Source organism: Pseudomonas rhizozeae (assembly GCF_031583775.1).
GTDB lineage: Bacteria > Pseudomonadota > Gammaproteobacteria > Pseudomonadales > Pseudomonadaceae > Aquipseudomonas.
Genome location: NZ_JAVLSB010000003.1, coordinates 1 through 21,053, shown reverse-complemented (window position 1 = coordinate 21,053; position 21,053 = coordinate 1). Strand labels below are relative to the sequence as shown.

Genomic DNA, 21,053 nt, shown 5'->3' with positions numbered 1-21,053 from the left:
GGAAACCGCTCGCGCCCGCCGCTGGATAGTCTGTTTCTTGTCAAAGTGTATCCAGCGCCGCTACAGACACATTGCCGGTCTAAAACGCCTTTCTTTCCACACAAGCCAGATACCTCAGGCCGTTTAAATGGCACCCATCGAGGCCACACGCCTCGGCCACTTTCTAACCCTGAGGACACCACCATGAACTGGAACAAACTGATCGCCGCCAGCTTCTTCGCCCTGCTCAACGTTGTTGCTGTGTCGGCCCATGCCGACGTGCAACACAAGCCCGATATCCAGAAAGTGCTGTCGATCGTCGACGACGGCAATGGCACCTGCGGCATCGTTAACGCCAAGCTGACCTACTTGGATTCCAGCGGTGCGCAACAGGTGCTGGACTACCAGAAATTCGGCCAGTGCATCAATCAGGGCGGCTGATACATCTTTCTACCGACTGCAAAAACACCATGACCAATCAGCCCTAAATAGGAGCGAGCTGCCCGCAGCAAGCTCGCTCCCACAGGGTTATGCGGTGGCGTAGAGTTGGTCAGCTACCCGAACCGCCATGCGCTTCTTCGAAGAAGTAGTCTTTCCAGCTCGCCGCTTTGTTCTTCAGCACGCCCAATTCCTGCAATTTCTCGGCGTAAATGAAGGTGCGCTGCGGCACGATGGTGAAGTCGATTTCAGGGTCGGCGACGATTTTCTCTACCAGTGGCAGCGGCAGTTTCGACTGCTCGACGCGGATGTAGGTCTGCGCGGCGGCGGCCTTGTCGGCCTTGATGATCTTCTCGGCTTCAGCCAGGGCGTCGTAGAACGCTTTGTAGGTCTTGGGGTTTTCGTCGTGGAATTTTTCGGTGGTGTACAGCACGTTGAACGTCGCCTGGCCGCCGAGCACGTCATACGAACTCAGCACTTTATGCACGTTGGGATTCTGCAATTCCTGATACTGGAACGGCGGGCTGGAGAAGTGCGCGTTGATTTCCGAACCGCCGGCAATCAATGCCGAGGTGGCGTCCGGGTGCGCGAGGCTGATGGAGATGTCGTCGAACTTCTTATAGTGCTCGTTCCCGAATTGCTTGGCGGTCTCGATCTGCAAGGTCCGCGACTGGAAACCCACGCCCGCCGCTGGTACCGCGATGCGGTCCTTCTCGGTGAAGTCCTTGAGGGTTTTCACGTTGGGATTGTTGGTCAGCAAATAGTTGGGCATCGAGCCGAGGGAGGCGATGGCCTTGACGTTCTGCTTGCCTTTGGTGCGGTCCCAGATGGTCAGCATCGGCGGCACGCCGGCCGACACCACGTCCAGCGCCCCCGCCAGCAGCGATTCGTTCATCGCCGTGGCGCCGGAGATGCTGTTCCACTCCACCTTGATGTCCAGGCCCTGGGCCTTGCCCTGCTTCTCGATCAATTGCTGATCGCGCACCACATCGAGGATCAGATAACCAATGCCAAACTGCTGGGCGATGCTGATCTTGCCTTCGGCGTGCGCGCCGGGGCTGAACAAGACGCCGGCTGCGGCCAGCGAAGCGGCGAGCACTGTCAACGCGGAACGCTTGAAGGGAGTTGCCATAAGGACCTCTTAGTGGTGGAAAGACAAAGGGAAACGACCGAGTGACACGGAACGCAGCGGCCGATTCTGCGCTTTCCAGTTAAGAACCTAAAAGAATTAATAATTGTAATTTTAGATCATAAAAACATAATCGCGGTGAGAGCGAGCCTGCTCGCGAAGGGGCCGTCAGCCTTGATACTTTCATTGCGTGAATCGACGCTTTCGCGAGCAGGCTCGCTACCACACTGGGCTGCGGAGCCTTCACCCAATTGGCAGCCGTCAGGCATTGTCATTGCCGAAGCGGGTGAACGAATAGCGATCAATGTCAGTACGCAACTGCCAGCCTTGGCTGCGCCAATAGTCAGCGGCGGCCAGGTTGGTCTTGAACACATCGAGGTGGCATTTGTGGATGCCCAATTGTTCGAGGCTCGCCAGGCAACGCTCGACCAATGCCTGAGCGATGCCGCGCCGACGAAACTCGGGAAGCACCAGCAGATGCTGTAAGTAACCGCGGCGGCCGTCGTGTCCCGACATGACACAGCCGCAGAGCAGGCCGTCGACTTCGGCGACGAAACTCAGGCCCGGGTTGCGCGCCAGATAACGGGCGGTGGCCTCGACCGAATCGGCGTCACGCACCGACACCCCGGGTGTGCTGCGCATCATTTCAAACACGGATGGGTAATCGTCGAGGGTCATCACACGGACGGTGAACATGCGGCGGGCCTATAGTGAAGGTAGGTTTGGCAGGCTAGCAGAAGCGGGTGATGGAGCGGCAAGCCAGCTTCCACCGGGATTTGTGCACACTCACGAAAAATTCTTCGGCAGGGCCGCCGCTATCGCTGGCGAGCCAGCTCCACAGGTTCTCAGGTGTTCGCAGAGTCTGAGTCACTGAAGCCAAATCCCACCGGAATGGCGGTGAATGCAGCGCTTATGAACACCACAGCAACCTGTGGGAGCTGGCTTGCCAGCGATGGCGTTGGGTCAGGTAAACATCAGTGGCTGAATCAATGCCTTCGCGAGCAGGCTCCCACCTTTAGATGTGCGTGCATCCGGAAGGCGATATCACGCTAGCGATTTAAGTCCGTGGGCGACATAATGCCAGCCACTTGAGACCTTACGAGCATCAGATGATCGATCTCCGCCAACTCCGTTATTTCGTGGTCGTCGCTGAAGAGGAACACGTCGGTCGGGCGTCGGAGCGCCTGCATATTTCCCAATCGCCGTTGAGCCGGCAGATTGCCCAGCTCGAAGAACGCCTGGGCCTGACGCTGTTTGAGCGCAGTCAGCAGCGGATTCGGCTGACCACCGATGGCCGCACGTTTCTCAGCGAGGCCCGCGCGCTGCTGACCCACGCCAATCGCCTGGAATCCTTGGGCAAACGCTTGGGCCGTGGCGAAGAAGGCGGGTTGTGCATCGGCTATATCGAAAACGCCATGCACGCCAATATCCTGCCTGCCGCATTGAGCGCTGTGCGCGAAGTGCGCCCCGGCGTGCATGTGGCGCTGTACAACATGACGTCTGCCGAGCAACTGGAAGGCCTGCGCCAGCGCAGCCTCGATGTGGCGCTGGTCAGCGAGCCACCGGCCACCGATGACCCGGATCTGGACCATTGCCAGTTGCTGGAAGACCCCATGCTATTGGCCCTGCCGCTTAACCATCCGCTGGCCAGCGTCGAACGGTTGCTGCCCGCGGACCTGGAGGACCAGGACTGGATCGGGGTCAAATGCAGCCTGGCCAAAGATCACCATGCGCAATTTATTGCCGCGTGCATCCGTGCCGGGTTCACCCCGCAGATCCGCATGGAAGCCACCGAACCCTACACGGCGCTTGGCCTGGTCGCGGCAGGCCTGGGCATCGCCATGACCCAGAAGAGCCTGAACCAGATCACCTATCCCGGCGTAGTATTCCGCGAGTTGCCGTGGCTGAGTTTCACCATGCCACTCTGGGCGGCGTGGCATCGGGTGAATCTACGGCCGTTGGTGGAAACCTTTCGCGTGATTCTGACCGGCCCGGAGCCACTGCCCGCGACGACCGACAGTGCCGAGACCACTGAAGCCTGACGTCAGGACGTCAGTTCCGCCGCCAGCAATTTGATCAACGCCGCTGCCGGCAGCTCACGCGCCAGCGGCGCACCCTGCCCGGCCCATTGCACGGCGAAGTCGGTATTGCCTTTGGTGGCAGCGGCGGCGTTCAAAGCCTTGTTGGCGTCGTAGGCAATCGGGTAATCCGGCAGCGCCGCGCGGCCGATGCCGAAGTCGCGGAAGTTGCGATTCACCATGCCCCGCGCCGCGCGCCCGGAGATCAGGCTGGTGACTTCGGTCTGGTGCGCGCGCGGGCCTTTCAAGGCCTCGCGGTAAGCGGCGTTGGCCAAGGATTCCGGGCACAGAATGAACGCCGTGCCCAACTGCGCGGCGCTGGCGCCCAGTTGCATCACGGCGCGGATGCCGGCGCCGTCCATGATCCCGCCGGCGGCAATTACCGGCAGTTGGCAGGCTTCGCTGAGTACCCGCACCAGAGCGAAGGTGCCCATTTCGTTGTCCTGCGCCGGGTCGAACACCCCGCGATGACCACCGGCTTCAAAGCCTTGGGCGACCAGCGCATGCACCCCGGCCTGCTCGGCCTGTTGCGCCTCGGCCAGGTTAGTCACCGAGCACAGGAGGATGATCCCGGCGCCCTTCAACGCGTTGATCGCCCGTTGCGGCGGTAAGCCGAAATGGAAGCTCACCACCGCCGGTTTTTCTTCCAGCAGCACTTGCAGCGACTCCGCGTCCTCGACGAATGAGGTGTAGATCTCGCGCAACGCCGCTGGCGGCTGTGCGTCGAACTCGGCAAAAAACGGCGTGAGGAATTTCAGCCACTCGGCTTCTCGCGCGGCATCGGTCACGGCCGGTTGATGGCAGAACAGGTTGACGTTGAAGGGCTTGTCAGTCAGCGCCGCCGTCTCGCGAATCATCGCTCGCGCCTGCTCGGCGTTGCTCGCACCGATGCCGATGGAGCCTAGCCCGCCGGCATTCGAGACCGCCGCCGCCAGTTTGGGCGTGGACACACCGACCATGGGCGACTGGATGATCGGCAGTTCGATGTTCAACAGCGACAGCAGTGGACTGGACATGGCTTCACCTGACAATAAACTCGCGGCCAGCGCTGGATGCGCCCCGCCTCAATGAAATGCCGGCAAGCTCACAGCTCGCCGGTCAGAAATTGCGCGCGGCCGCGCCCGAACGACCAGTCGGCATCGCTGTTTTCCACCAGCGACACGATCAAGTCATCCGCGCAGATCCCGCACTCCGCATGCAGCTTCTCGGCCAGCAAACGGTAGAACATGGTTTTCTGCGCCTCGGTGCGCGGTCGCGACACGACCGTCAGCAACACCACACTGGCGCTGCGAGAGTAACCGAGGCCGGTGTCGTGCAGCACCAGTTCGTTAGGGCGATGTTGCGAAACGCTCTGGTAGCGATCGCTGTCGGGGACGTCGAACGCCTCGACCATCGCGCGATGGCTGGCGTCCAGCAGGCCTTGAAGTTGCTCGTCGTTGCGGCCCTGAATGATGTCGAACTTTAGCAGCGGCATATCGGCTCACCTCGGTGATGGAAGCACGCAGCGGCAACTATTCAGAATAGCGTCCGCGGCAAAGAAAAAAGGATCACATGTCGACCGGTGTCGACACGTAATCCGGCCCGACCACGGGGCGCCGGCATAACCCGTTGCCACGATCGGTAAATTGCGAAGAACGACGGTGGCACGCCCGTGCAGCACCACCACCGCTTTACTTCGCACAACAACGCCCCTCTCAAGAGCGTCGCCAAAGGACAGTAGAGTTATTGCGAGGTCGGCATGGCGAATTCGGCGCCCTTGGCAATGCTGTTCGGCCAGCGCTGCATGATCGACTTCTGCTTGGTGTAGAAGCGCACGCCCTCTTCACCGTACGCGTGGGTATCCCCGAACAACGAGCGTTTCCAGCCGCCGAAACCGTGCCAGGCCATCGGCACCGGGATCGGCACATTGATCCCGACCATGCCCACCTGAATGCGGCTGGCAAATTCCCGAGCAATGTGGCCGTCGCGGGTGTAGCACGCGGTGCCGTTACCAAACTCGTGGGCGTTGACCAGGTTCACCGCCTCGGCGAAATCCTTGACGCGCATGCACGCCAGCACCGGGCCGAAAATCTCTTCTTTATAAATCTTCATCTCAGGTGTGACGTGGTCGAACACCGTACCGCCAAGCCAGTAGCCCTGGGCGCAATTGGCCCCGGCCTGGCGACCATCGAACTCACGGCCATCGACCAGCAATCGAGCGCCTTCCTGGATGCCTTGGGCGATGTAGCCGGTGATGCGTTCGAGAGCGACCTTCGACACGATCGGGCCCATCTCCGCGTCGAGATTCAGCCCTTCGAGAATCTTCAGCGAGCGGGTGCGCTCCAACAGTTTCGGCATCACTTTGTCGGCCACATCGCCAACGAACACCGCCACCGAGATCGCCATGCAGCGCTCGCCAGCCGAGCCGAACGCTGCGCCGATCAGCGCATCGACCACTTGGTCGACGTCGGCATCGGGCATCACCACCATGTGGTTCTTAGCCCCACCCAGCGCCTGGACGCGTTTGCCGTGACGGGCGCCCGTTTCATAGATGTAGTTGGCGATCGGCGTCGAGCCGACGAAGCTCACGGCCTTGACGTCCGGGTGGTCGATCAGCGCATCCACCGCGACTTTGTCGCCCTGCACCACGTTGAACACGCCGTCCGGCAAACCGGCTTCCTTGAACAGCTCGGCGATCAGCAGCGACGGCGACGGATCGATCGGGCTGGGCTTGAGCACGAAGGTATTGCCGCAAGCGATGGCCACCGGGAACATCCACATCGGCACCATTACCGGGAAGTTGAACGGCGTGATGCCCGCTACCACGCCCAGCGGCTGGCGCATGGTCCAGTTGTCGATATTGGTCGAGACTTGCTCGGTGTAATCGCCCTTGAGCAGTTGCGGAATGCCGCAGGCAAATTCCACCACTTCGATGCCGCGGGTCACTTCGCCCTGGGCATCGGTGAAGACCTTGCCATGTTCGGCGGTGATCATCCGCGCCAGGGTGTCGCGGTGCTCGTTGAGCAATGCCAGGAACTTGAACATGATCCGTGCGCGGCGCAGCGGTGGCAGCGCCGACCAGGCCGGAAAGGCTTTCTGCGCCGATTGCACGGCGGCGTCGACGTCAGCGGCACTGGCCAGTGCCACGTTGCCAGTGACCTCGCCGCTGGCGGGGTTGGTGACGATTTGCGTGCGGCCGGAGGTACCGGACGACACGCGACCGTGAATGTAGTGGGCGATCTCTGCTGGCTGGGTGCTCATGGCGGGTGTCCCCTGCGGGTGAATAAGCGATCTGTTGTTGTTTTTCGGACGCGTCAAGTGCGCTGTCACCGCCAACTTAGGCCAGGCGCACCATCATGTAAAATGATGATTAATGATCCAATCAATCTCTATTTGTGAAAAAAGGTAACCGCATCAACCGCCCTCGCCCACACGCTTTTGCAGCCATTTCGCCCGTTCTGCCAAGCGCCGTTGCCAATCCTCAGCCAACCCTTTCGTCGCCGCGAGCGCCATTAACTCCTCAATCACCGGTCGATGGGACAACTGCACCTGCCAGAATTCGTCGATGGAAACCCACTCATTGGGCCGTTCGAGCAACTCGATGTGATCGCCCGCTTGAATGATCCCCGGATGAATCACCCGGTAATACCATCCGGTGATGCGCTGTTTGGCGACATACATCGACATGTGTTCCGCCTCGAATCGGTGGTTGATCTTCCAGCACGGGCTGCGCGGTTGCGAGACTTGCAACAGTGCGGTGCCAACCCGGAACAGGTCGCCGATGTGCACGTTGAGTTCCGTGAGCCCCTGGCCGGACAGGTTTTCGCCGAGACTGCCAGGTAGCAGTTGACCGGCACTGTCAGGGAAGGCTTCGGCCAGGCGCGGGTAGTGCTCGGCGGCATAATGATGCACGGCTTTCTCCGGGCCGCCGTGCACTCGCGGATCGCCGTGCTGATCACCGACCAGCCCGTTCAGCGCAACGCGAACCAGACCATTGTGCCGCTGTTTGAACATGCCAGTGCTTTGACCTTCGGGCTTGAGCAGGCTCAGACCGCCGGCAAATACCTGGTTAATTACGGGGGTGGAGTTCATCGTAGCGCCGCGCCGAGCAGTCATTTCGCGCCACTTTACTTAGCGTTCGGGAACTCCGTAAACTGATCGCTTGTGATGCAAGTCATCATTTCTAGTGATGGATGGGAAATATCATGGAAATGCGCCAATTGAAGATTTTTTGCGCGGTGGCCGAGCTGGGCAGCTTCACCGCGGCGGCCCTGCAGGTGAACACTGTGCAGTCCAACGTCACCATGCGGGTGAAAGAGCTGGAGGGCGAACTCAATCGCGAGCTGTTCATCCGCAAAAAGTCCGGCGTGGTACTGACTTCCGCCGGCGAAACTTTCCTAGGCTACGCCCGGCGCATTTTGCAACTGACCGAAGAGAGCCGCAGCGCGCTGATGGACACCGGCGTGCCGTCCGGCCTGCTACGCCTGGGCTCGATGGAAACCACCGCAGCGATCCGCTTGCCACAGGTGCTGACCAGATACCGCGAGCAGTTTCCCCAAGTGCAACTGTCACTGCTGACCGGCACCACCGTCGAACTGATCAAGGCTATTGAAGCGCACCGTCTCGATGGCGCGTTTGTCGGCGGCTTTCACCAAAACCCCGCGCTGGCTCAGGAGCAAGTGTTCGAGGAAGAACTGGTGCTGGTCAGCAGCAGTGCCTTCGACTCTTTGCCGGCGCTCATCGAGAAAATGCCGCAGCAAACGGTGCTGGTATTTCGCACCGGTTGTTTCTACCGCTCGACCCTCGAAAACTGGTTCTATCAGGTCGGTCTGGTGCCCAATCAGATCATGGAAATGGGCACCCTCGACGGCATTCTCTCGTGCGTCGCCGCCGGCATGGGCGTGACCCTGCTGCCCAGGGCTGTCGCCGAGAACTGCAGCGTGCGTCACAGCATTCGCTTTCACACCCTGCCGGCGGAGTTCGCCAATGTCTCGACGGTATTCATCCGCCGCAACGACTCGATGCTCACCTCAGCCATGAGCGCGTTCATCGGCCTGGCGCAGGAACAGGTTACCGGCACGCCGCGTCTCTGACTCCACGCCCGGCAAGCCCAGCGCCAGCTCTGCGAGCCGCTGGGCGGCGGGCACCACGCTATGAATGTTGCCCACCCCCTGCCCGGCGTACAGCGAGAGTTTTTGCGCCATGCGCGGCTTGTCGATCGTGCGCGCACCGCCGCCGATCAGCCGGAGCAGGTTCCACTTGTCCCGGTTGGGAATCACCCGGTGCGGCGTGCCGTAGGTCCAGCCGAACGAGTAGCCGGTGCGGTACTCGGTGTCATCGGTGCCGGCCTCGACAATTTTCTGTTTGTACAGCGGATGCGCGTTCGACTCATCGGTGGCGATGAACGCCGTGCCCACCACCACGCCCGAGGCGCCAAGCGACATCAGCGCCCGCACGTCCTCGCCGCGGGCAATACCGCCCGCTGCCAGCACCGGCCGACCCTCGGCCACTGCGATGATCGACGGCAACAACGGCAGGATGCCAATGGTGCCGCGGTTCAAATGCCCGCCGCTTTCACTGCCCTGGGCAATGATGATGTCCGCGCCCTCGGCGATGGCCTTGCGGGCCAGCGCCACTGAGCCCACTTGCACCATCACCAGCAGGCCAGCGTCCTTGGCCCTGGGGATCATGTCGACGGAGTAAGCCTCGGCGTAAAACAGCGACAGCAACCTGGGTTTTTCCTGTAGTACGATCCGGAATTGCGCTTCGAACACGTCCGGGCCGCCGAACTGCGGCACCAGGTTGACGCCGAACGGTTGGTCGGTCATCTCCCGGGTCTCCTGCAGCCAGCGCCGCAGTGTCAGGGGCGGCAGGCGCAGACCGCCCATGACCCCCATGCCGCCGGCATTGGCCACCGCCGCCACCAGGTGCGGGCCGGAAATCGCGGCCATGCCGCCGAGGAAAATGGGGTACTTCACGCCGCAGAGCCGGGTGATGGCGTTACCGGCAAACGCTGGGTTGGCTTGGTCCATTGCTCACAGCTCCACGGGTTTGCCCAGCATGCGCTTGAGCGTGTTGTTCTTGAGTAGAAAATGATTTTTCAGCGCGCCGAACGCATGCAGCGCCAACCCGGCGAGAAAGGCCGAGGCGCCGATGTCGAACAGCACGTCCACCACCTGTTTGAGTGTCGAGTTGACCGGCAGCCATGCGGGAATCGCCAGCCCGCCGGGTAACGGCAATGCTTGCCCGGCCGCCGCGTGGGAAGCCCAGACGGCGATCGGCAGCAACACCAGCGCCAACGCCAGGGACACCGCCACCGAACGACTGATGATGACCTCGATCGGATTCGGCGTGCCCACCGGCAGCGGATGATAGGACGTCACCCGCGCCCAGAAGCGGTAGCCCGAGACCAGGAACAGAATCAGGCCCAGTAGGTTTTGCAGCTCGGTCAGGTGCACGCGAGTCACCTCGTTGCTGATCTGGGCCAACGCCAGTTGCAGGATAAAAATCGCCAGCAGCGACAGCGCCACCAGCCAGTGCAAAACCACAGTGATAGGGGAAAATCTCAAGCCATTGTCTCGAAGTTGCATGGCTGACTCCTTGTTGGAGAATGCGCGATAACGATGGGGTTAGTGACTGATCGCCCGGGCGGCGCCGATACCGGTCTGCGCCCGGGTCAACTGATCGTCGAAACCGGCGCGCTCCAGGATGGCGGTAGCGCTGCGGTCGGTCACCGAGCCGAGCCAGGTGAAGAGGAACGCCACGTTCATCGAGACGATTGCCGGGTAGTCGAACGGGAAGACGGCCTCGGGGTTGCCCAGCACCTTGACCCACACCGCCGGCGACAGGATCACCAGGCTCACCGAACTCAGCAGCCCGGCGATACCGCCGATCAGCGCGCCGCGAGTGGTCAGGCCTTTCCAGTACATCGACAGAGCGAGGATGGGGAAATTGACCGAGGCCGCGACGCCGAAAGTCAGCGCCACCAGAAACGCAATATTCTGGTCTTTGAACAGAATGCCCAGCACCACCGCGACCACGCCGATGCCCACCGACGCGATACGTGATACCCGGCGTTCGTCCCTGGCGTCGGCGCGGTTTTTGCGCAGGACCATCACGTACAGATCATGGGAGATCGCCGAAGTCCCGGCCATAGTCAGCCCGGACACCACCGCCAGGATAGTCGCGAAGGCCACTGCCGAGATAAAGCCCAGCAGCAGGTCGCCACCGACCGCTTTGGCCAGGTGCATCACCGGCATGTTGCCGCCGCCGATCAGCTTGCCGCCGAGGATGCCCGACTCGTAGAACGCCGGGTTCTGCCCAACGATGACAATCGCCGACAACCCGAGCACCGCGACGATCAGGTAGAAGAAGCCGATAAACCCGGTGGCGACAAACACCGATTTGCGCGCCTGACGGGCGTCCGGCACGGTGAAGAAGCGCATCAGGATATGTGGCAATCCGGCGGTGCCGAACACCAGCCCCAGCGACAGCGAAATCAGCGCCAGGGGATCGGCCACAAGTTTGCTCGGCAAGAGGATTTTCTCGCCGTCGTGGTGCGCCGCCACTGCTTGCTGGAACAGCGTCTCGAAGGAGAAACCGAACTGCGCCAGTGCCAGAATCGCCAGCACCGTGCCGCCCAACAACAGCAGCCCGGCTTTGATGATCTGCACCCAGGTCGTCGCGACCATGCCGCCAAAGGTCACGTACACCGCCATCAGTAAACCAACGGCAATCACCGCGTAGTTGTAGGGCAAGCCAAACAACAATTGGATCAACTGCCCGGCGCCGACCATCTGCACCACCAGATAAAAACAGACCACGGTCAACGACCCGAACGCTGTCAGGGTGCGGATGCGGTTCTGGTCGAGGCGGAACGAGGCGATGTCGGAGATGGTGATGCGCCCCAGGTTGCGGATGCGCTCGGCGAACAAAAACAGCAGCAACGGCCAGGCGACAAAGAAGCTGATCGAATACAGCACGCCGTCGAAACCGTTGAAGAAGATCATGCTGGTGACGCCCAGTAACGCGGCCGCCGACATGTAGTCGCCGGCCAGTGCCAGGCCATTCTGGAAACCGGTGATGCCACCGCCGGCGTTGTAGAAGTCGTCCATGGACTTGGTTTTCGACGCTGCCCACCAGGTGATGCCAAGGGTGGTCAGGACGAACACCAGAAACATCGCAATCGCGGTGAGGTTCAGCGGCTGCTTTTCCACCGCTTGCAACGCGTCGGCAGCGCTGGCGTCGAGGGTCATTGCCCCGCCCAGAACCGCGATCAGTACGTGGTTTAGCGCGTTCATACGATCACCTCTTCGCGAATCTGCGTGGTCAGCGCGTCGAAGCGGCGGTTGGCGCGCAGGATGTACACCCCGGTCAGCAACCAGGCGCCGACAATGAAGGCGACGCCCAGCGGCCAACCCAGGGTGATGGCGCTGTTGGCCGACAGTTTGCTGGCGAGCAACTGCGGGGCGAACGCGGCAATCAGGATGAAAGTGAAGTAGGGAATCAGGGTGACAGCGGTCAGACCGGCGATAAACGTGCGCTGGCCGGTGACCAGTTCCTGATAGCGGGGATGGTTACGGATTCTGGCTGAATCGGATGCATGGTTCACGAGGACTCCGTGCTGCAGTGGTTGCGTTATTTTTGTTGCCGCCGCCCGGATTCGAAGTACTCGATCCGCCACTGGCTGCGGTTTTAAGGTGATGCCCATCCAACCTATGCCCCGCCATTAATCATGTAAAACGATTGTTAATGATGCCTGGAATCGTTTTTGGTGAAATATTGCAACCCTTGCATGTTCCGCTGAAAGCGCCGCAAACTGGCCGGGTTTTAAGTTTGTAGTACGTTTGAAGGCAGGTGAACGCGATGGATGTAACCGATCTGAAAGTGGTCGACGCCGTCGCTCGGCACGGCAGCATGAACAAGGCTGCCAGCGAGTTGAACACGGTGCAGTCGAACGTCTCGGCGCGGATCCGCGCGCTGGAAAACGAGTTGGGCGTCGCGCTGTTCCAACGCAGTGCCAAGGGTGTTCAGGTGACCCCGGCCGGGCGGCGCTTGTTGCCGTTTGCGGCGCGCTTGTCGAAGCTGCTGGCCGATGCCTCAAGCGCCGCCCGCGATGACGGACAGCCCAAGGGCCAGCTGGAAATCGGCACCCTCGAAACAACTCTGGCCTTGCGCCTGCCGCGGCTGATTGCACAATTCGCCAAAGCCTGGCCGGACGTCCACCCGGTAGTGCGCACCGGCACCACCAACAGCCTGATCCAGGGCGTGCTCGACTCTAAACTCGAAGGCGCGTTCGTCGCCGGCCCGGTCAATCATCCGGAGTTGCACGTCGAAGTGGCGTTCCGCGAAGAACTGGTGCTGGTGACCTCGTGCGCGGTCGACAGCCTGGCCGCCGTGGCGTCTGTCGAACACCTGAAAACCGTGGTCTTTCGCATTGGCTGCTCTTACCGCCAGCGCCTGGATACGCTGCTGGCCAACCTCGGCATTCTCGCTCCCGAGCCGTTGGAGTTTGGTTCGATCGAAGCGATCATCGCCTGCGTCTGTGCCGGTGTCGGCATTACCTTGCTACCCCGCGGCGTGGCCACTCAGGCATTGCGCGAAGGATTGGTGAATGTGCATGAGTTACCGGCGGATCTGGCGGAAGTCGAAACCGTGTTCGTGCGCCGTGTCGACGGTTACCTCTCCAGTGCGCTGGCAACCTTTCTCGACAGCGTGCGCCTGGACGAAGTCGCCGCGCTGGCGCCCAACGCCTTTGTGTTGACCGCCAATGCCAGCCAGTCCGCGGCACACTGAAGCCCTCCGAGTTGCTGCACGTACACGCAAAAACGGCAGCAGCAGACTGAGGCTGACCAGCGTGGTGAACGAGCCGAACACGCACACCGCCAGATTGCGCCGCCAGTAGCGGCTATTGCGCTCGGCATAGCTGGGCCGCCGCATGTTTGCTTGAGTGGACATCAGGGTTCTCGCGCCAGGCATCAGTGGGAAGGCACCGGCGTGCGGCGCTTCGCCGCTGCCAGCAGGTCAATGACAAACGCCAGCAGCATCGCTGCCGTGCCGATCCAGAACAGCAGGCGGTAATTGCCTTCGCTGGCGGCGAACAGGAACGACAAACCATAAGCCGCCACCGCTTGGAACAAAGCGAAGCCGACGGTTGCGGTTTGCCATGCGCCACTTTGCTGCGCCGGGTGTCTGGCGAGGATTTCATGCACCCGGCCGAGCACCAGCGGCACGGTACCTGTGACGAAGGCGCCGACCACCAGGCTCGAGGCGATCAACCAAGGCGTGCCCAGGTCCAGCGCCGGTACCGCGACGCTCAGTGCTTCAATGATGAACGACACCCGCAAGGCGCGGCCGAAGCCGACGCGGTCAGCCAGTGCACCGGCCAGCAACGGCCCGACAGTCGCGCCGATGCCGAACAGCACCCAGTATTGCGCCCCCACTTGCAGGCCCTGGCCACGGCCACGGGCAATAAAGTCCACCAGAAAAATCATGTGCGGGACCCAACCGGCGGCGTTCAGCGCGTACTCGACGTACAACGCCTTGAGCGTCCCGGACGGTTTCACCGCGCGGTGCTGGACCGCATGCGCCGGTGCCGCGTCGGCAGTCGGCCAACCCCACCAGGCGAGCAAGGTCAGCGCCACGCCGATCACCCCCAGACCGAGCCAGGTTTCCCGCAGCCCTTGTTGCAGCAGCAACGGCACCAAGGTCCCGGACGCCGCAATCCCGACGCCGATCCCCATGAAAATCACCCCGCCCACCAGCCCCCGGCGCGACGGCGGGACGTGGGCCAGCACGGTCGGCGCCGCCAGCACCATCAGCGCGCCGCCCGCGGCGCCCGAAAGCAAACGCCAAGCGAAAAACCAGAGAACCGACAGCGGCCAGGCACAGGCAAAAAACGCCAGACTGGCCAGCAGCATCATCGCGCGCAGCATGAAGGTGGTTGAGGTTTTGCCCGCCATCGAACGGCCGAACAACGCGCCCAACAGATACCCCGCCAGGTTGGCCGCCCCCAGATAAGCAGCTTTGGAAGGATCAAACCAGTGCGCGGCAATGATTGCCGGCAATAGCGGCGTGTAGGCGAAACGCGCCAGGCCGATGCCGACCAGGCTCGCGGCAAACCCGGCGACCGTTGCGCGCCACGCACGGCTGGATGGCGTTGACGCCTGGACGTCCGTCACGGTGGATTTTGCGCTGTTCATGCTGTGCCCTTCTATGCTTCAGATGGGCCAACAGTAGCGAGCGTCTGCTATCTGCAGAAGCGAATAAAAACGATCAGTGATATCTGCCAACCAGATACCTTAATAGAAAGAGAGGGCTGGCCAACAATGCGTTTCAGGTCATCGCCGAACGCTGAGACTTCGGCACCTTGCTCGCGAAGGCAAGATTAGCAGCCACCTGCAAGGCGACATTACCCGGGACTCGCGGCGCGATGGCCTGGCAATCGAATTGGTAATCAAGGTCGGCAGCGCGCGCGCCAGCGGGCACTTTCCGTCTGCCAACTCGCTGGCAACGCGAATCTCGGCGTTGATTATGAACACGGCGCAGTGCCTTCAACAGGCGCTGCGCCATGCGGTGCCGCTGTTCTGACCTTTAGGAAGTACCCAGCCCCCGCGACAGATCAGCCGGATTGCTCGCCGTCGCCGGTTGCATGGGTGGCGGTGTCGCCGGTTGCGTTGATGCGGGTGACGCGGTCGAAGCAACGTCGGCGTGATCGGTGGTCCGGGTCACGCTGTCGCGCACCGCATCCAGCCCTTCACGCGCCTGCTGTTTGACCTTGTCCGCCAGCCCGGCGCTGGTCTTGCCCATCACCCGCTGCTCGGTCGCGGTCGACGGCAATGCCGCCCCCAGCAAAGCCCCCAAGGCAATGCCCGCCGCTGCCACCACCAGCGGCTGTTCCTTGAGCAGGTGGCTGAACTGGCTGCTGACCACCTGGCTGCTACGGGCCAGACGGTCACTGGCGTCGTGCATCGCATGGCTGACGTGTTCGCCGGCAGCACTCAGGTTGTCACCCATTGCCGACGCCTTGCCTTTCACCGATTGAAAACTGTCCTTGAGTGAGTCAGCGGTGTGGTGCAGGTGTTCGCGGGCGTGGCTGACACCGTCGGCCAAGCCATCGGCCCATTCGCTGGCGGTGTCGCTAACCGAGTGCTGGTCGGGTCCGACGCGATAACCGACGCGCGGGGTTGGCGGCCGGTTGGCGCTCATCATCAGCCATAGCAAACCGACTGAAGTCAGCACCGCCGGCACCGGATTATTGCGTACGCTAGTGCCGAGGTTGCTGAGGAATGCCGTGCCGTTGCTCTGCATCATGCCCAGGGCCTGGTCGAACATCTGGCCGGGGGTGAACTTGCTCTCCAGCGCATCGACGATATTGCCAATGCTCGCCCGCTGCGCGTCGATTTCCCGCTCGATGGCTTCAGGGCTTTTCTGCGATTCGAGATCGAATTCAGTGTTCATGAGACTTTCCTCCGCAGCGCTTCCTGATCTTTGTTCAAGGCGTCCAGGGTGCGATCAGGCTTGAAGTGGGACGGCTCGAACTGTTTTTTGCCGGACTGCAACATGGCGAAGCCGACGATCATCACCACCACGCCAACGATCAGCGCCGCCAGCCAGGGCGCCATGACGGTGCTGAGGCCATAGACCGCCGACATCAGCAGGATGATGAAACCCGCGAGCAGCACGATCGCACCGCCGGCCACCGCCGCAATGCCGGCCTTGAGGGTGGTCAGGCTGACCTGCAATTCAGCCTTGACCAGCGCCAGTTCCTTGGTGAACAACGCTGGCACTTCTCGGGACAGTTGCCGCAGCAGACCCATCATCGAGGCGTCTTGTTCTGCCGCGGGCACCGGCCTTACGCCGGGGAATTCCGATTCTTCTCGGTTCATGGCCGTTCTCCATTGAATGGGTTTGAACCCGGCGTGGTGGATGCTGGCGTTGGCGTGCTGGCGAAGTCTGATGGATGATCGAACTCGCTGGGCGCGGCCGGTGTGCTGTCAGTGGCCAGGCCAGGCCCTCGATCGGCGTGCCCTGCCACCGACGTCTCGAAAGGTCGCTGTGCGCCATACCCGTTCGCGGGCGGCGTTGAACGACCCGCCGCCGGGTCTTCTGCCTGGCTGTAGGTCGCCGCCCGTGCGCTACCTGCCTTGAGGAACCGTGACAGGCCGAAGCCCAGCGCGATGCTGCCGGCAATGAACAATGTGGGGTTGCTGCGGGCCAGATCGGCGCCGTCATGGAACAACTGCTCGGCACTCTTGCCGCGCAGGTTGCCCGCCAGTCCGGTCATTGAATCCGCCATGTCCGCCAGGTAGTCGGACATGCCGAACGTGGCCTGGCTGTCGAGCTCGGAAATCGCTGATTTCGCCCCTTTGGCCAAGGCCTCGATCTGGTCGGCTGCGGTGTCGCGGTACTGCCCGAACTGCGCATCCGCCTGCTGCCGGGCGCCGCCGAGCGCTTCGGTAACGTCGTCTTTCAAGTGCTGGAAGTCCGCCCCTGGCGGTGCCGCGTCGGGCTGGTCGGGCTGAGCGCCAAACCGGTTATCTGAAGTATTCATGTCGTCCCTCGCCTACTGAATGAACAAGCGTGTTGGGAGTTCACAGCAAGATGCCCGCAGCCTCCCTCAGTTCAGATGACGAGGGCGCATCACAGGGAGTTCCAATGGATTGATGAGCGATACGCTCGGGGCGACGACTGAAGCGCATTCGAGTCTGAGGACAGGGTTTTCCAGCGGCGCGTCAGACCAACGCGCGGCTCCACGGCGCACCTTGGGCGAAGCGCAGTTCCATCCAGTTTTTGAAGGCGATGGTCTTCGCTGGGCTGAACTTGCCCGAGGGTCGCACCAGGTAGATCCCGGCGTTGACGTCAAGGGTCCATTCCGGCAACACCCGCACCAGACGGCCGGCCGCGAGGTCGCGGGTCATCAGCCAGTCGCCGCCGGCAACAATGCCGATGCCCACGCGGGCGGCACCGAGCAAGGCTTCGTTGTCATCGCTTTTCAGGGTGCTGTGGGTCAGCACGGATTCGGTACTGCCCTGTTTGCTCAGGTGCCAGTGCGGGTAACTGGCAAACCCGGTGAAGCCAAGGCAGTTGTGCGCCTCAAGGTCCTTGGGCCGCTGCGGCACCCCATGCTGGACGAGGTAACTCGGCGAGGCGCAGAGGATGCGCCGGTGCTCGCACAGTTTGCGCGCCAGCAGACGGCTGTCCGGCAACTCGCCGATGCGGATCGCCACATCGAAACCCTCGGCGACGATATCGACGAAACGCTCGCTGAAGGCCATTTCGACCGAAATGCCCGGATAAGCCAGCATGAACTCGGCGATCAACGGGCTTAGCCACATCCGCCCCATCGCGCCGGGCAGCGAGACGCGCAAAGTGCCGGTGAGTTGCTCGGCGCCGAGCGTCGCTTCGTGTTCCGCCTCGATCAGCAATTGGCGGGCGACGCGCAGTTTCTCGACGTAGCGATGGCCGACTTCGGTCAGCCGCACGTGCCGGGTGGTCCGCTCGACCAAGCGCACGCCGAGCCGGGTTTCAAGGGCCAGGATGCGTTTGGACAGCACCGAAGGATGGCGCTGCAAGGTCTTGCCCGCCCCGGCAAACGAGCCTTGCTCGGCCAGGGCCAGCAGCGCGCCGATTTCATCGGCTTGACGGCTGTCGAATAGATCCATGCGGTGGATGGTTCCCTGTTTTATGGCCTCAATACAATCGCGCCGTGGCTTTTGCCGCTTTCCAGGTCGGCGTGGGCCTGACTCACCTCGGCCAGGCTGTAGCGGCCCCAGATGTCAGGTTTGATGATGCCCTGCGCCACCGCGTCCAGCACATCCTGGGCCCGGGCCTGGTACTCGTTGACGTCGGCGGTATGGGCGACGATCGACGGCCGAGTCAGATACAGCGAGCCTTTGGCATTCAGGGTGCTGACTTCAATCGCCGGCGGCGCGCCACTGGTCATCCCGTAGGACACCAACAACCCGCGCGGCTTGAGACAGTCGAGCGAGGCTGCAAACGATACCCGACCGACTGCGTCATACACCACGTCTGCTTTTTTACCCTGGGTCAGTTGCGCCACTTGTTCGGGCAAACGCTCGGCATCGAACACCAGCACTTCATCGCAGCCGGCATTTTTTGCCCGGTTGACGCTGGCCTCCTTCGACACCACGCCGATCACGAACGCACCAAGGTGCTTGGCCCAGGGCACCATGATCTGCCCGACCGCGCCGGACGCCCCGTAAATCACTGCCACCGTACCGGGGCCGACCGCGTAGGTCGACTTGAGCAGGTATTGCGCGGTAATGCCTTTGAACAGCACCGCCGCCGCCTCTTCAAAGCTCAGTGCCTCAGGGATTTTCACCAGGCGATTGGCCGGGAACAGCCGCCCGCTGGCGTACGCACCCAGAGGGCCGGTGGCGTAGGCCACACGATCGCCGACAGAAAATCCGCAGACGTCCGGACCGATGGCGACAACCGTACCGGCACCTTCCAGCCCCAGGCCGTTCGGCAAGGGAATTTTCACATCACCCTTGCGCTGGCTGACGTCCAGCGGGTTGACGCCGATCGCCGCCTGTTCCAGCCACACCTCACCGGCGCCGGGAGTTTGTTGCTCGACGGACTCAATGTTCAGGACCGTCGGGATTCCGGTTTCATGCACTCTGATAACGCTGACCATGTTCAACCCTCTGTGCGGGTGCCGAAGAAAGCATCACCTTAGCCCTGCATGAAACCCTAGAACAACCGGTGGAGATTGCAGGTTAATCGTGCAGTGTGTGCAGCAATAAGCGTCAAGTTATCGCTGCCGGTGGTTAGATCTGCGACGCGCCGCCGTCGGCAAACAGCTCGACGCCGTTGATGTAGCTGGAAGCGTCGCTGGCGAGAAACGCCACCGCCGTGCCGATTTCCGAGGCCTGGCCGATGCGGCCGAGGGTGCTCTTCTCGCTGAGCGACGCAATGACGTCCTGGGCGTGATCCCCCAACATGTCGTGCAGCGACTCGGTATTCACCGGGCCAGGGCTGAGCAGGTTGATGCGCACGCCGGAGCCCTTGATGTCGACGACCCAGCTTCGAACCAAGGCGCGCAGGGCCGCTTTGGTCCCGGCGTAGACGCTCAGGCCTGGCCCCGGATTGATCGACGCGGTGGAACCGATGATCACGATGCTGCCGCCCTTGCCCATCAGCGGCAGCGCGCCCTGAACGGTGAAGGTCACGCCTTTGACGTTGGTGGCAAAAATCCGCTCGAAACTGGCTTCGGTGATCGCGCCCAAGGGTTCGAGCTCACCTTTGCCAGCATTCGCCACCAAAACGTCGAGGCGGCCGTGGTGATCCTTGATCTGACTGAACAACGCCGCCAGGTCGGACAGGCTGGACACGTCGGCCTTGATCGCAATGGCCTGCTCGCCGAGGCTTTTCAACGCCTCGTCCAGCGGCGCCTGACGGCGTCCGGTAATCACCAGCAAGGCGCCCTGCCCGGCCAGTTCCTGGGCAATCGCCAGGCCAAGACCGGAAGCGCCGCCAGTGACCAGGACAACTTTATTTTTGAATGACATGGGGGTGTTCTCTATGTGGAGGATGGGTGAAACATGTAGCAGACACTACATAGATCACTCATCGATCGCAACATATTTAGCAAATGCTACATAGCCACGACACTAAAGCGCGATTGACTTGACTATCGCGCTCGCTAAACTGAGGCCCACCCTGCCATGAGGTCGCCATGAACGATAAGCCCCGGCAACGCCGCCCTGCCTTCGACCGAGAAGCGGGCATCGCCATCGCTCAAGCCTTGTTCCATGCCCGGGGGTATGACGCGGTCAGCCTGAGCGACCTGACCGAAGCCCTGGACATCAAGCCGCCCAGTTTCTACGCCGCTTACGGCAGCAAAGCCGAGCTGTTCGAGCGGGTGATGCAGCGCTACGCCAGCGAAAACGCTCTGCCACTCGACAAACTGTTGGCCCCCGAGCGCGACCCCGCCGAAGCCTTGACCGGCCTGCTGGTAGCCGCCGCCCGGCAATACGGACGCGACAATACCCAGCGCGGCTGCCTGATCACCGAAGGCCTGCGCGCCGATGACCCGGTGGCTCGGGGCATGGCGGAGAACCTCAGCAAAGGCGCAACCCAGGCCATTCGCAGCTACCTCGATCAGGTGCATCCAGAGTTGGCGCAACCGCTGACCGATTGCTTGCTGGTCACCTTGCGCGGCTTGTCCGCCTCAGCCTGCAGCGGCCTGTCGCGCAAGCGCCTGATCGATGCCGCGCAGACCTCGGGGCGATTGATCTCACATGAATTCGCGGATCGGGCGCGCACTGCTCAGTGAGCCTGGCTTGAGACCTACATCGTCTGGATGGGCCTCATCGCTGGCAAGTCAAATCGTCGCACCGCAGCTCCCACAGTGCTCTGCGTCGTTCAAATCAACCTCATCCACCACAAATCCCGGTGGGAGCGGGCTTGCCCACGATGGCGGAGTT

At 62.0% G+C, this 21,053-nt stretch carries 22 protein-coding genes; 5 read left to right on the top strand and 17 right to left on the bottom strand.

Features of this window, described 5'->3' with window-relative positions; genetic code table 11:
- Nucleotides 1–183 precede the first annotated feature (183 nt).
- Nucleotides 184–420 carry a DUF2790 domain-containing protein gene (locus RG836_RS00730; protein WP_310842365.1) on the top strand — a complete coding sequence of 79 codons (237 nt, stop codon included), beginning with the start codon at nucleotides 184–186 and terminating at the stop codon, nucleotides 418–420.
- Between the two features lie 109 nt (nucleotides 421–529).
- On the opposite strand, the gene RG836_RS00725 is transcribed toward RG836_RS00730, so the two are convergent.
- A complete protein-coding gene (locus tag RG836_RS00725; RefSeq protein ID WP_310842364.1) occupies nucleotides 530–1,549 on the bottom strand; it encodes an ABC transporter substrate-binding protein in 1,020 nt (339 codons plus the stop codon).
- Nucleotides 1,550–1,807: 258 nt separating this feature from the next.
- Nucleotides 1,808–2,242 (bottom strand): GNAT family N-acetyltransferase, encoded by a 435-nt coding sequence (locus RG836_RS00720; RefSeq protein ID WP_310842363.1) that lies wholly within the window; start codon nucleotides 2,240–2,242, stop codon nucleotides 1,808–1,810.
- Between the two features lie 413 nt (nucleotides 2,243–2,655).
- On the opposite strand from RG836_RS00720, the gene RG836_RS00715 reads away from it, so the two are divergent.
- Nucleotides 2,656–3,588, top strand: coding sequence for a LysR substrate-binding domain-containing protein (locus tag RG836_RS00715; protein WP_310842361.1), 933 nt, complete (start codon nucleotides 2,656–2,658; stop codon nucleotides 3,586–3,588).
- 2 nt (nucleotides 3,589–3,590) lie between these two features.
- Here the strand turns inward: RG836_RS00715 and RG836_RS00710 are convergent, their stop codons facing one another.
- From RG836_RS00710 to RG836_RS00695, 4 genes are all read right to left on the bottom strand, one after another.
- The gene (locus RG836_RS00710; RefSeq protein ID WP_310842359.1) at nucleotides 3,591–4,640 is read right to left on the bottom strand and encodes an NAD(P)H-dependent flavin oxidoreductase; all 1,050 of its coding nucleotides are present in this window, start codon (nucleotides 4,638–4,640) and stop codon (nucleotides 3,591–3,593) included.
- A gap of 68 nt (nucleotides 4,641–4,708) precedes the next feature.
- A complete protein-coding gene (locus RG836_RS00705) occupies nucleotides 4,709–5,098 on the bottom strand; it encodes a tautomerase family protein (RefSeq protein WP_310842358.1) in 390 nt (129 codons plus the stop codon).
- A gap of 248 nt (nucleotides 5,099–5,346) precedes the next feature.
- Nucleotides 5,347–6,864, bottom strand: coding sequence for a CoA-acylating methylmalonate-semialdehyde dehydrogenase (locus RG836_RS00700; protein WP_310842356.1), 1,518 nt, complete (start codon nucleotides 6,862–6,864; stop codon nucleotides 5,347–5,349).
- A 153-nt stretch (nucleotides 6,865–7,017) separates the two neighbouring features.
- Nucleotides 7,018–7,695, bottom strand: a complete 678-nt coding sequence (locus RG836_RS00695; protein WP_310842355.1) for an MOSC domain-containing protein — start codon at nucleotides 7,693–7,695, stop codon at nucleotides 7,018–7,020.
- 113 nt (nucleotides 7,696–7,808) lie between these two features.
- On the opposite strand from RG836_RS00695, the gene RG836_RS00690 reads away from it, so the two are divergent.
- Nucleotides 7,809–8,696, top strand: a complete 888-nt coding sequence (locus RG836_RS00690) for a LysR family transcriptional regulator (RefSeq protein WP_310842353.1) — start codon at nucleotides 7,809–7,811, stop codon at nucleotides 8,694–8,696.
- Here RG836_RS00690 and RG836_RS00685 read toward each other — a convergent pair.
- Genes RG836_RS00685 through RG836_RS00670 form a run of 4 tightly spaced genes read right to left on the bottom strand, consistent with a single transcriptional unit; the run spans nucleotide 8,634 to nucleotide 12,214 of the window.
- Nucleotides 8,634–9,635, bottom strand: a complete 1,002-nt coding sequence (locus RG836_RS00685; RefSeq protein WP_310842352.1) for an NAD(P)H-dependent flavin oxidoreductase — start codon at nucleotides 9,633–9,635, stop codon at nucleotides 8,634–8,636. The genes RG836_RS00690 and RG836_RS00685 overlap by 63 nt on opposite strands.
- Before the next feature lie 3 nt (nucleotides 9,636–9,638).
- Nucleotides 9,639–10,193 (bottom strand): cytochrome b, encoded by a 555-nt coding sequence (locus tag RG836_RS00680; RefSeq protein ID WP_310842350.1) that lies wholly within the window; start codon nucleotides 10,191–10,193, stop codon nucleotides 9,639–9,641.
- A 39-nt stretch (nucleotides 10,194–10,232) separates the two neighbouring features.
- The gene (gene actP / locus RG836_RS00675; protein ID WP_310842348.1) at nucleotides 10,233–11,903 is read right to left on the bottom strand and encodes a cation/acetate symporter ActP; all 1,671 of its coding nucleotides are present in this window, start codon (nucleotides 11,901–11,903) and stop codon (nucleotides 10,233–10,235) included.
- Entirely contained in the window at nucleotides 11,900–12,214 is a 315-nt protein-coding gene (locus tag RG836_RS00670) for a DUF485 domain-containing protein (RefSeq protein ID WP_310842347.1), read from the bottom strand. The genes actP and RG836_RS00670 overlap by 4 nt, the downstream gene beginning before the upstream one ends.
- Before the next feature lie 254 nt (nucleotides 12,215–12,468).
- Between RG836_RS00670 and RG836_RS00665 the strand changes: the two genes are divergently transcribed.
- Complete coding sequence (locus RG836_RS00665) at nucleotides 12,469–13,398, top strand: LysR substrate-binding domain-containing protein (RefSeq protein ID WP_310842345.1); 930 nt, start codon at nucleotides 12,469–12,471, stop codon at nucleotides 13,396–13,398.
- 182 nt (nucleotides 13,399–13,580) lie between these two features.
- Here the strand turns inward: RG836_RS00665 and RG836_RS00655 are convergent, their stop codons facing one another.
- The 7 genes from RG836_RS00655 to RG836_RS00625 form a co-directional block, all read right to left on the bottom strand.
- On the bottom strand, nucleotides 13,581–14,804 hold the full coding sequence (locus RG836_RS00655; RefSeq protein ID WP_310842343.1) for a YbfB/YjiJ family MFS transporter: 1,224 nt from the start codon (nucleotides 14,802–14,804) through the stop codon (nucleotides 13,581–13,583).
- A 391-nt stretch (nucleotides 14,805–15,195) separates the two neighbouring features.
- Nucleotides 15,196–16,062 carry a DUF3618 domain-containing protein gene (locus RG836_RS00650; protein ID WP_310842340.1) on the bottom strand — a complete coding sequence of 289 codons (867 nt, stop codon included), beginning with the start codon at nucleotides 16,060–16,062 and terminating at the stop codon, nucleotides 15,196–15,198.
- Nucleotides 16,059–16,490 (bottom strand): phage holin family protein, encoded by a 432-nt coding sequence (locus RG836_RS00645; RefSeq protein WP_310842338.1) that lies wholly within the window; start codon nucleotides 16,488–16,490, stop codon nucleotides 16,059–16,061. Before RG836_RS00645 ends, RG836_RS00650 begins: the two co-directional genes overlap by 4 nt.
- Entirely contained in the window at nucleotides 16,487–17,155 is a 669-nt protein-coding gene (locus RG836_RS00640) for a hypothetical protein (RefSeq protein WP_310842337.1), read from the bottom strand. Before RG836_RS00640 ends, RG836_RS00645 begins: the two co-directional genes overlap by 4 nt.
- A gap of 181 nt (nucleotides 17,156–17,336) precedes the next feature.
- On the bottom strand, nucleotides 17,337–18,266 hold the full coding sequence (locus RG836_RS00635) for a LysR family transcriptional regulator (RefSeq protein WP_310842336.1): 930 nt from the start codon (nucleotides 18,264–18,266) through the stop codon (nucleotides 17,337–17,339).
- Nucleotides 18,267–18,286: 20 nt separating this feature from the next.
- Entirely contained in the window at nucleotides 18,287–19,261 is a 975-nt protein-coding gene (locus tag RG836_RS00630) for a quinone oxidoreductase family protein (RefSeq protein ID WP_310842335.1), read from the bottom strand.
- A gap of 133 nt (nucleotides 19,262–19,394) precedes the next feature.
- On the bottom strand, nucleotides 19,395–20,135 hold the full coding sequence (locus RG836_RS00625) for an SDR family NAD(P)-dependent oxidoreductase (RefSeq protein ID WP_310842334.1): 741 nt from the start codon (nucleotides 20,133–20,135) through the stop codon (nucleotides 19,395–19,397).
- Nucleotides 20,136–20,302: 167 nt separating this feature from the next.
- On the opposite strand from RG836_RS00625, the gene RG836_RS00620 reads away from it, so the two are divergent.
- Nucleotides 20,303–20,902 (top strand): TetR/AcrR family transcriptional regulator, encoded by a 600-nt coding sequence (locus RG836_RS00620; protein ID WP_310842332.1) that lies wholly within the window; start codon nucleotides 20,303–20,305, stop codon nucleotides 20,900–20,902.
- Nucleotides 20,903–21,053: the final 151 nt, after the last annotated feature.

Coding starts and splice junctions, on each gene's coding strand:
- RG836_RS00730 (WP_310842365.1), top strand. CDS start 184: ATGAACTGGAACAAACTGATCGCCGCCAGCTTCTTCGCCCTGCTCAAC.
- RG836_RS00725 (WP_310842364.1), bottom strand. CDS start 1,549: ATGGCAACTCCCTTCAAGCGTTCCGCGTTGACAGTGCTCGCCGCTTCG.
- RG836_RS00720 (WP_310842363.1), bottom strand. CDS start 2,242: ATGTTCACCGTCCGTGTGATGACCCTCGACGATTACCCATCCGTGTTT.
- RG836_RS00715 (WP_310842361.1), top strand. CDS start 2,656: ATGATCGATCTCCGCCAACTCCGTTATTTCGTGGTCGTCGCTGAAGAG.
- RG836_RS00710 (WP_310842359.1), bottom strand. CDS start 4,640: ATGTCCAGTCCACTGCTGTCGCTGTTGAACATCGAACTGCCGATCATC.
- RG836_RS00705 (WP_310842358.1), bottom strand. CDS start 5,098: ATGCCGCTGCTAAAGTTCGACATCATTCAGGGCCGCAACGACGAGCAA.
- RG836_RS00700 (WP_310842356.1), bottom strand. CDS start 6,864: ATGAGCACCCAGCCAGCAGAGATCGCCCACTACATTCACGGTCGCGTG.
- RG836_RS00695 (WP_310842355.1), bottom strand. CDS start 7,695: ATGAACTCCACCCCCGTAATTAACCAGGTATTTGCCGGCGGTCTGAGC.
- RG836_RS00690 (WP_310842353.1), top strand. CDS start 7,809: ATGGAAATGCGCCAATTGAAGATTTTTTGCGCGGTGGCCGAGCTGGGC.
- RG836_RS00685 (WP_310842352.1), bottom strand. CDS start 9,635: ATGGACCAAGCCAACCCAGCGTTTGCCGGTAACGCCATCACCCGGCTC.
- RG836_RS00680 (WP_310842350.1), bottom strand. CDS start 10,193: ATGCAACTTCGAGACAATGGCTTGAGATTTTCCCCTATCACTGTGGTT.
- actP (WP_310842348.1), bottom strand. CDS start 11,903: ATGAACGCGCTAAACCACGTACTGATCGCGGTTCTGGGCGGGGCAATG.
- RG836_RS00665 (WP_310842345.1), top strand. CDS start 12,469: ATGGATGTAACCGATCTGAAAGTGGTCGACGCCGTCGCTCGGCACGGC.
- RG836_RS00655 (WP_310842343.1), bottom strand. CDS start 14,804: ATGAACAGCGCAAAATCCACCGTGACGGACGTCCAGGCGTCAACGCCA.
- RG836_RS00650 (WP_310842340.1), bottom strand. CDS start 16,062: ATGAACACTGAATTCGATCTCGAATCGCAGAAAAGCCCTGAAGCCATC.
- RG836_RS00645 (WP_310842338.1), bottom strand. CDS start 16,490: ATGAACCGAGAAGAATCGGAATTCCCCGGCGTAAGGCCGGTGCCCGCG.
- RG836_RS00640 (WP_310842337.1), bottom strand. CDS start 17,155: ATGAATACTTCAGATAACCGGTTTGGCGCTCAGCCCGACCAGCCCGAC.
- RG836_RS00635 (WP_310842336.1), bottom strand. CDS start 18,266: ATGGATCTATTCGACAGCCGTCAAGCCGATGAAATCGGCGCGCTGCTG.
- RG836_RS00630 (WP_310842335.1), bottom strand. CDS start 19,261: ATGGTCAGCGTTATCAGAGTGCATGAAACCGGAATCCCGACGGTCCTG.
- RG836_RS00625 (WP_310842334.1), bottom strand. CDS start 20,135: ATGTCATTCAAAAATAAAGTTGTCCTGGTCACTGGCGGCGCTTCCGGT.
- RG836_RS00620 (WP_310842332.1), top strand. CDS start 20,303: ATGAACGATAAGCCCCGGCAACGCCGCCCTGCCTTCGACCGAGAAGCG.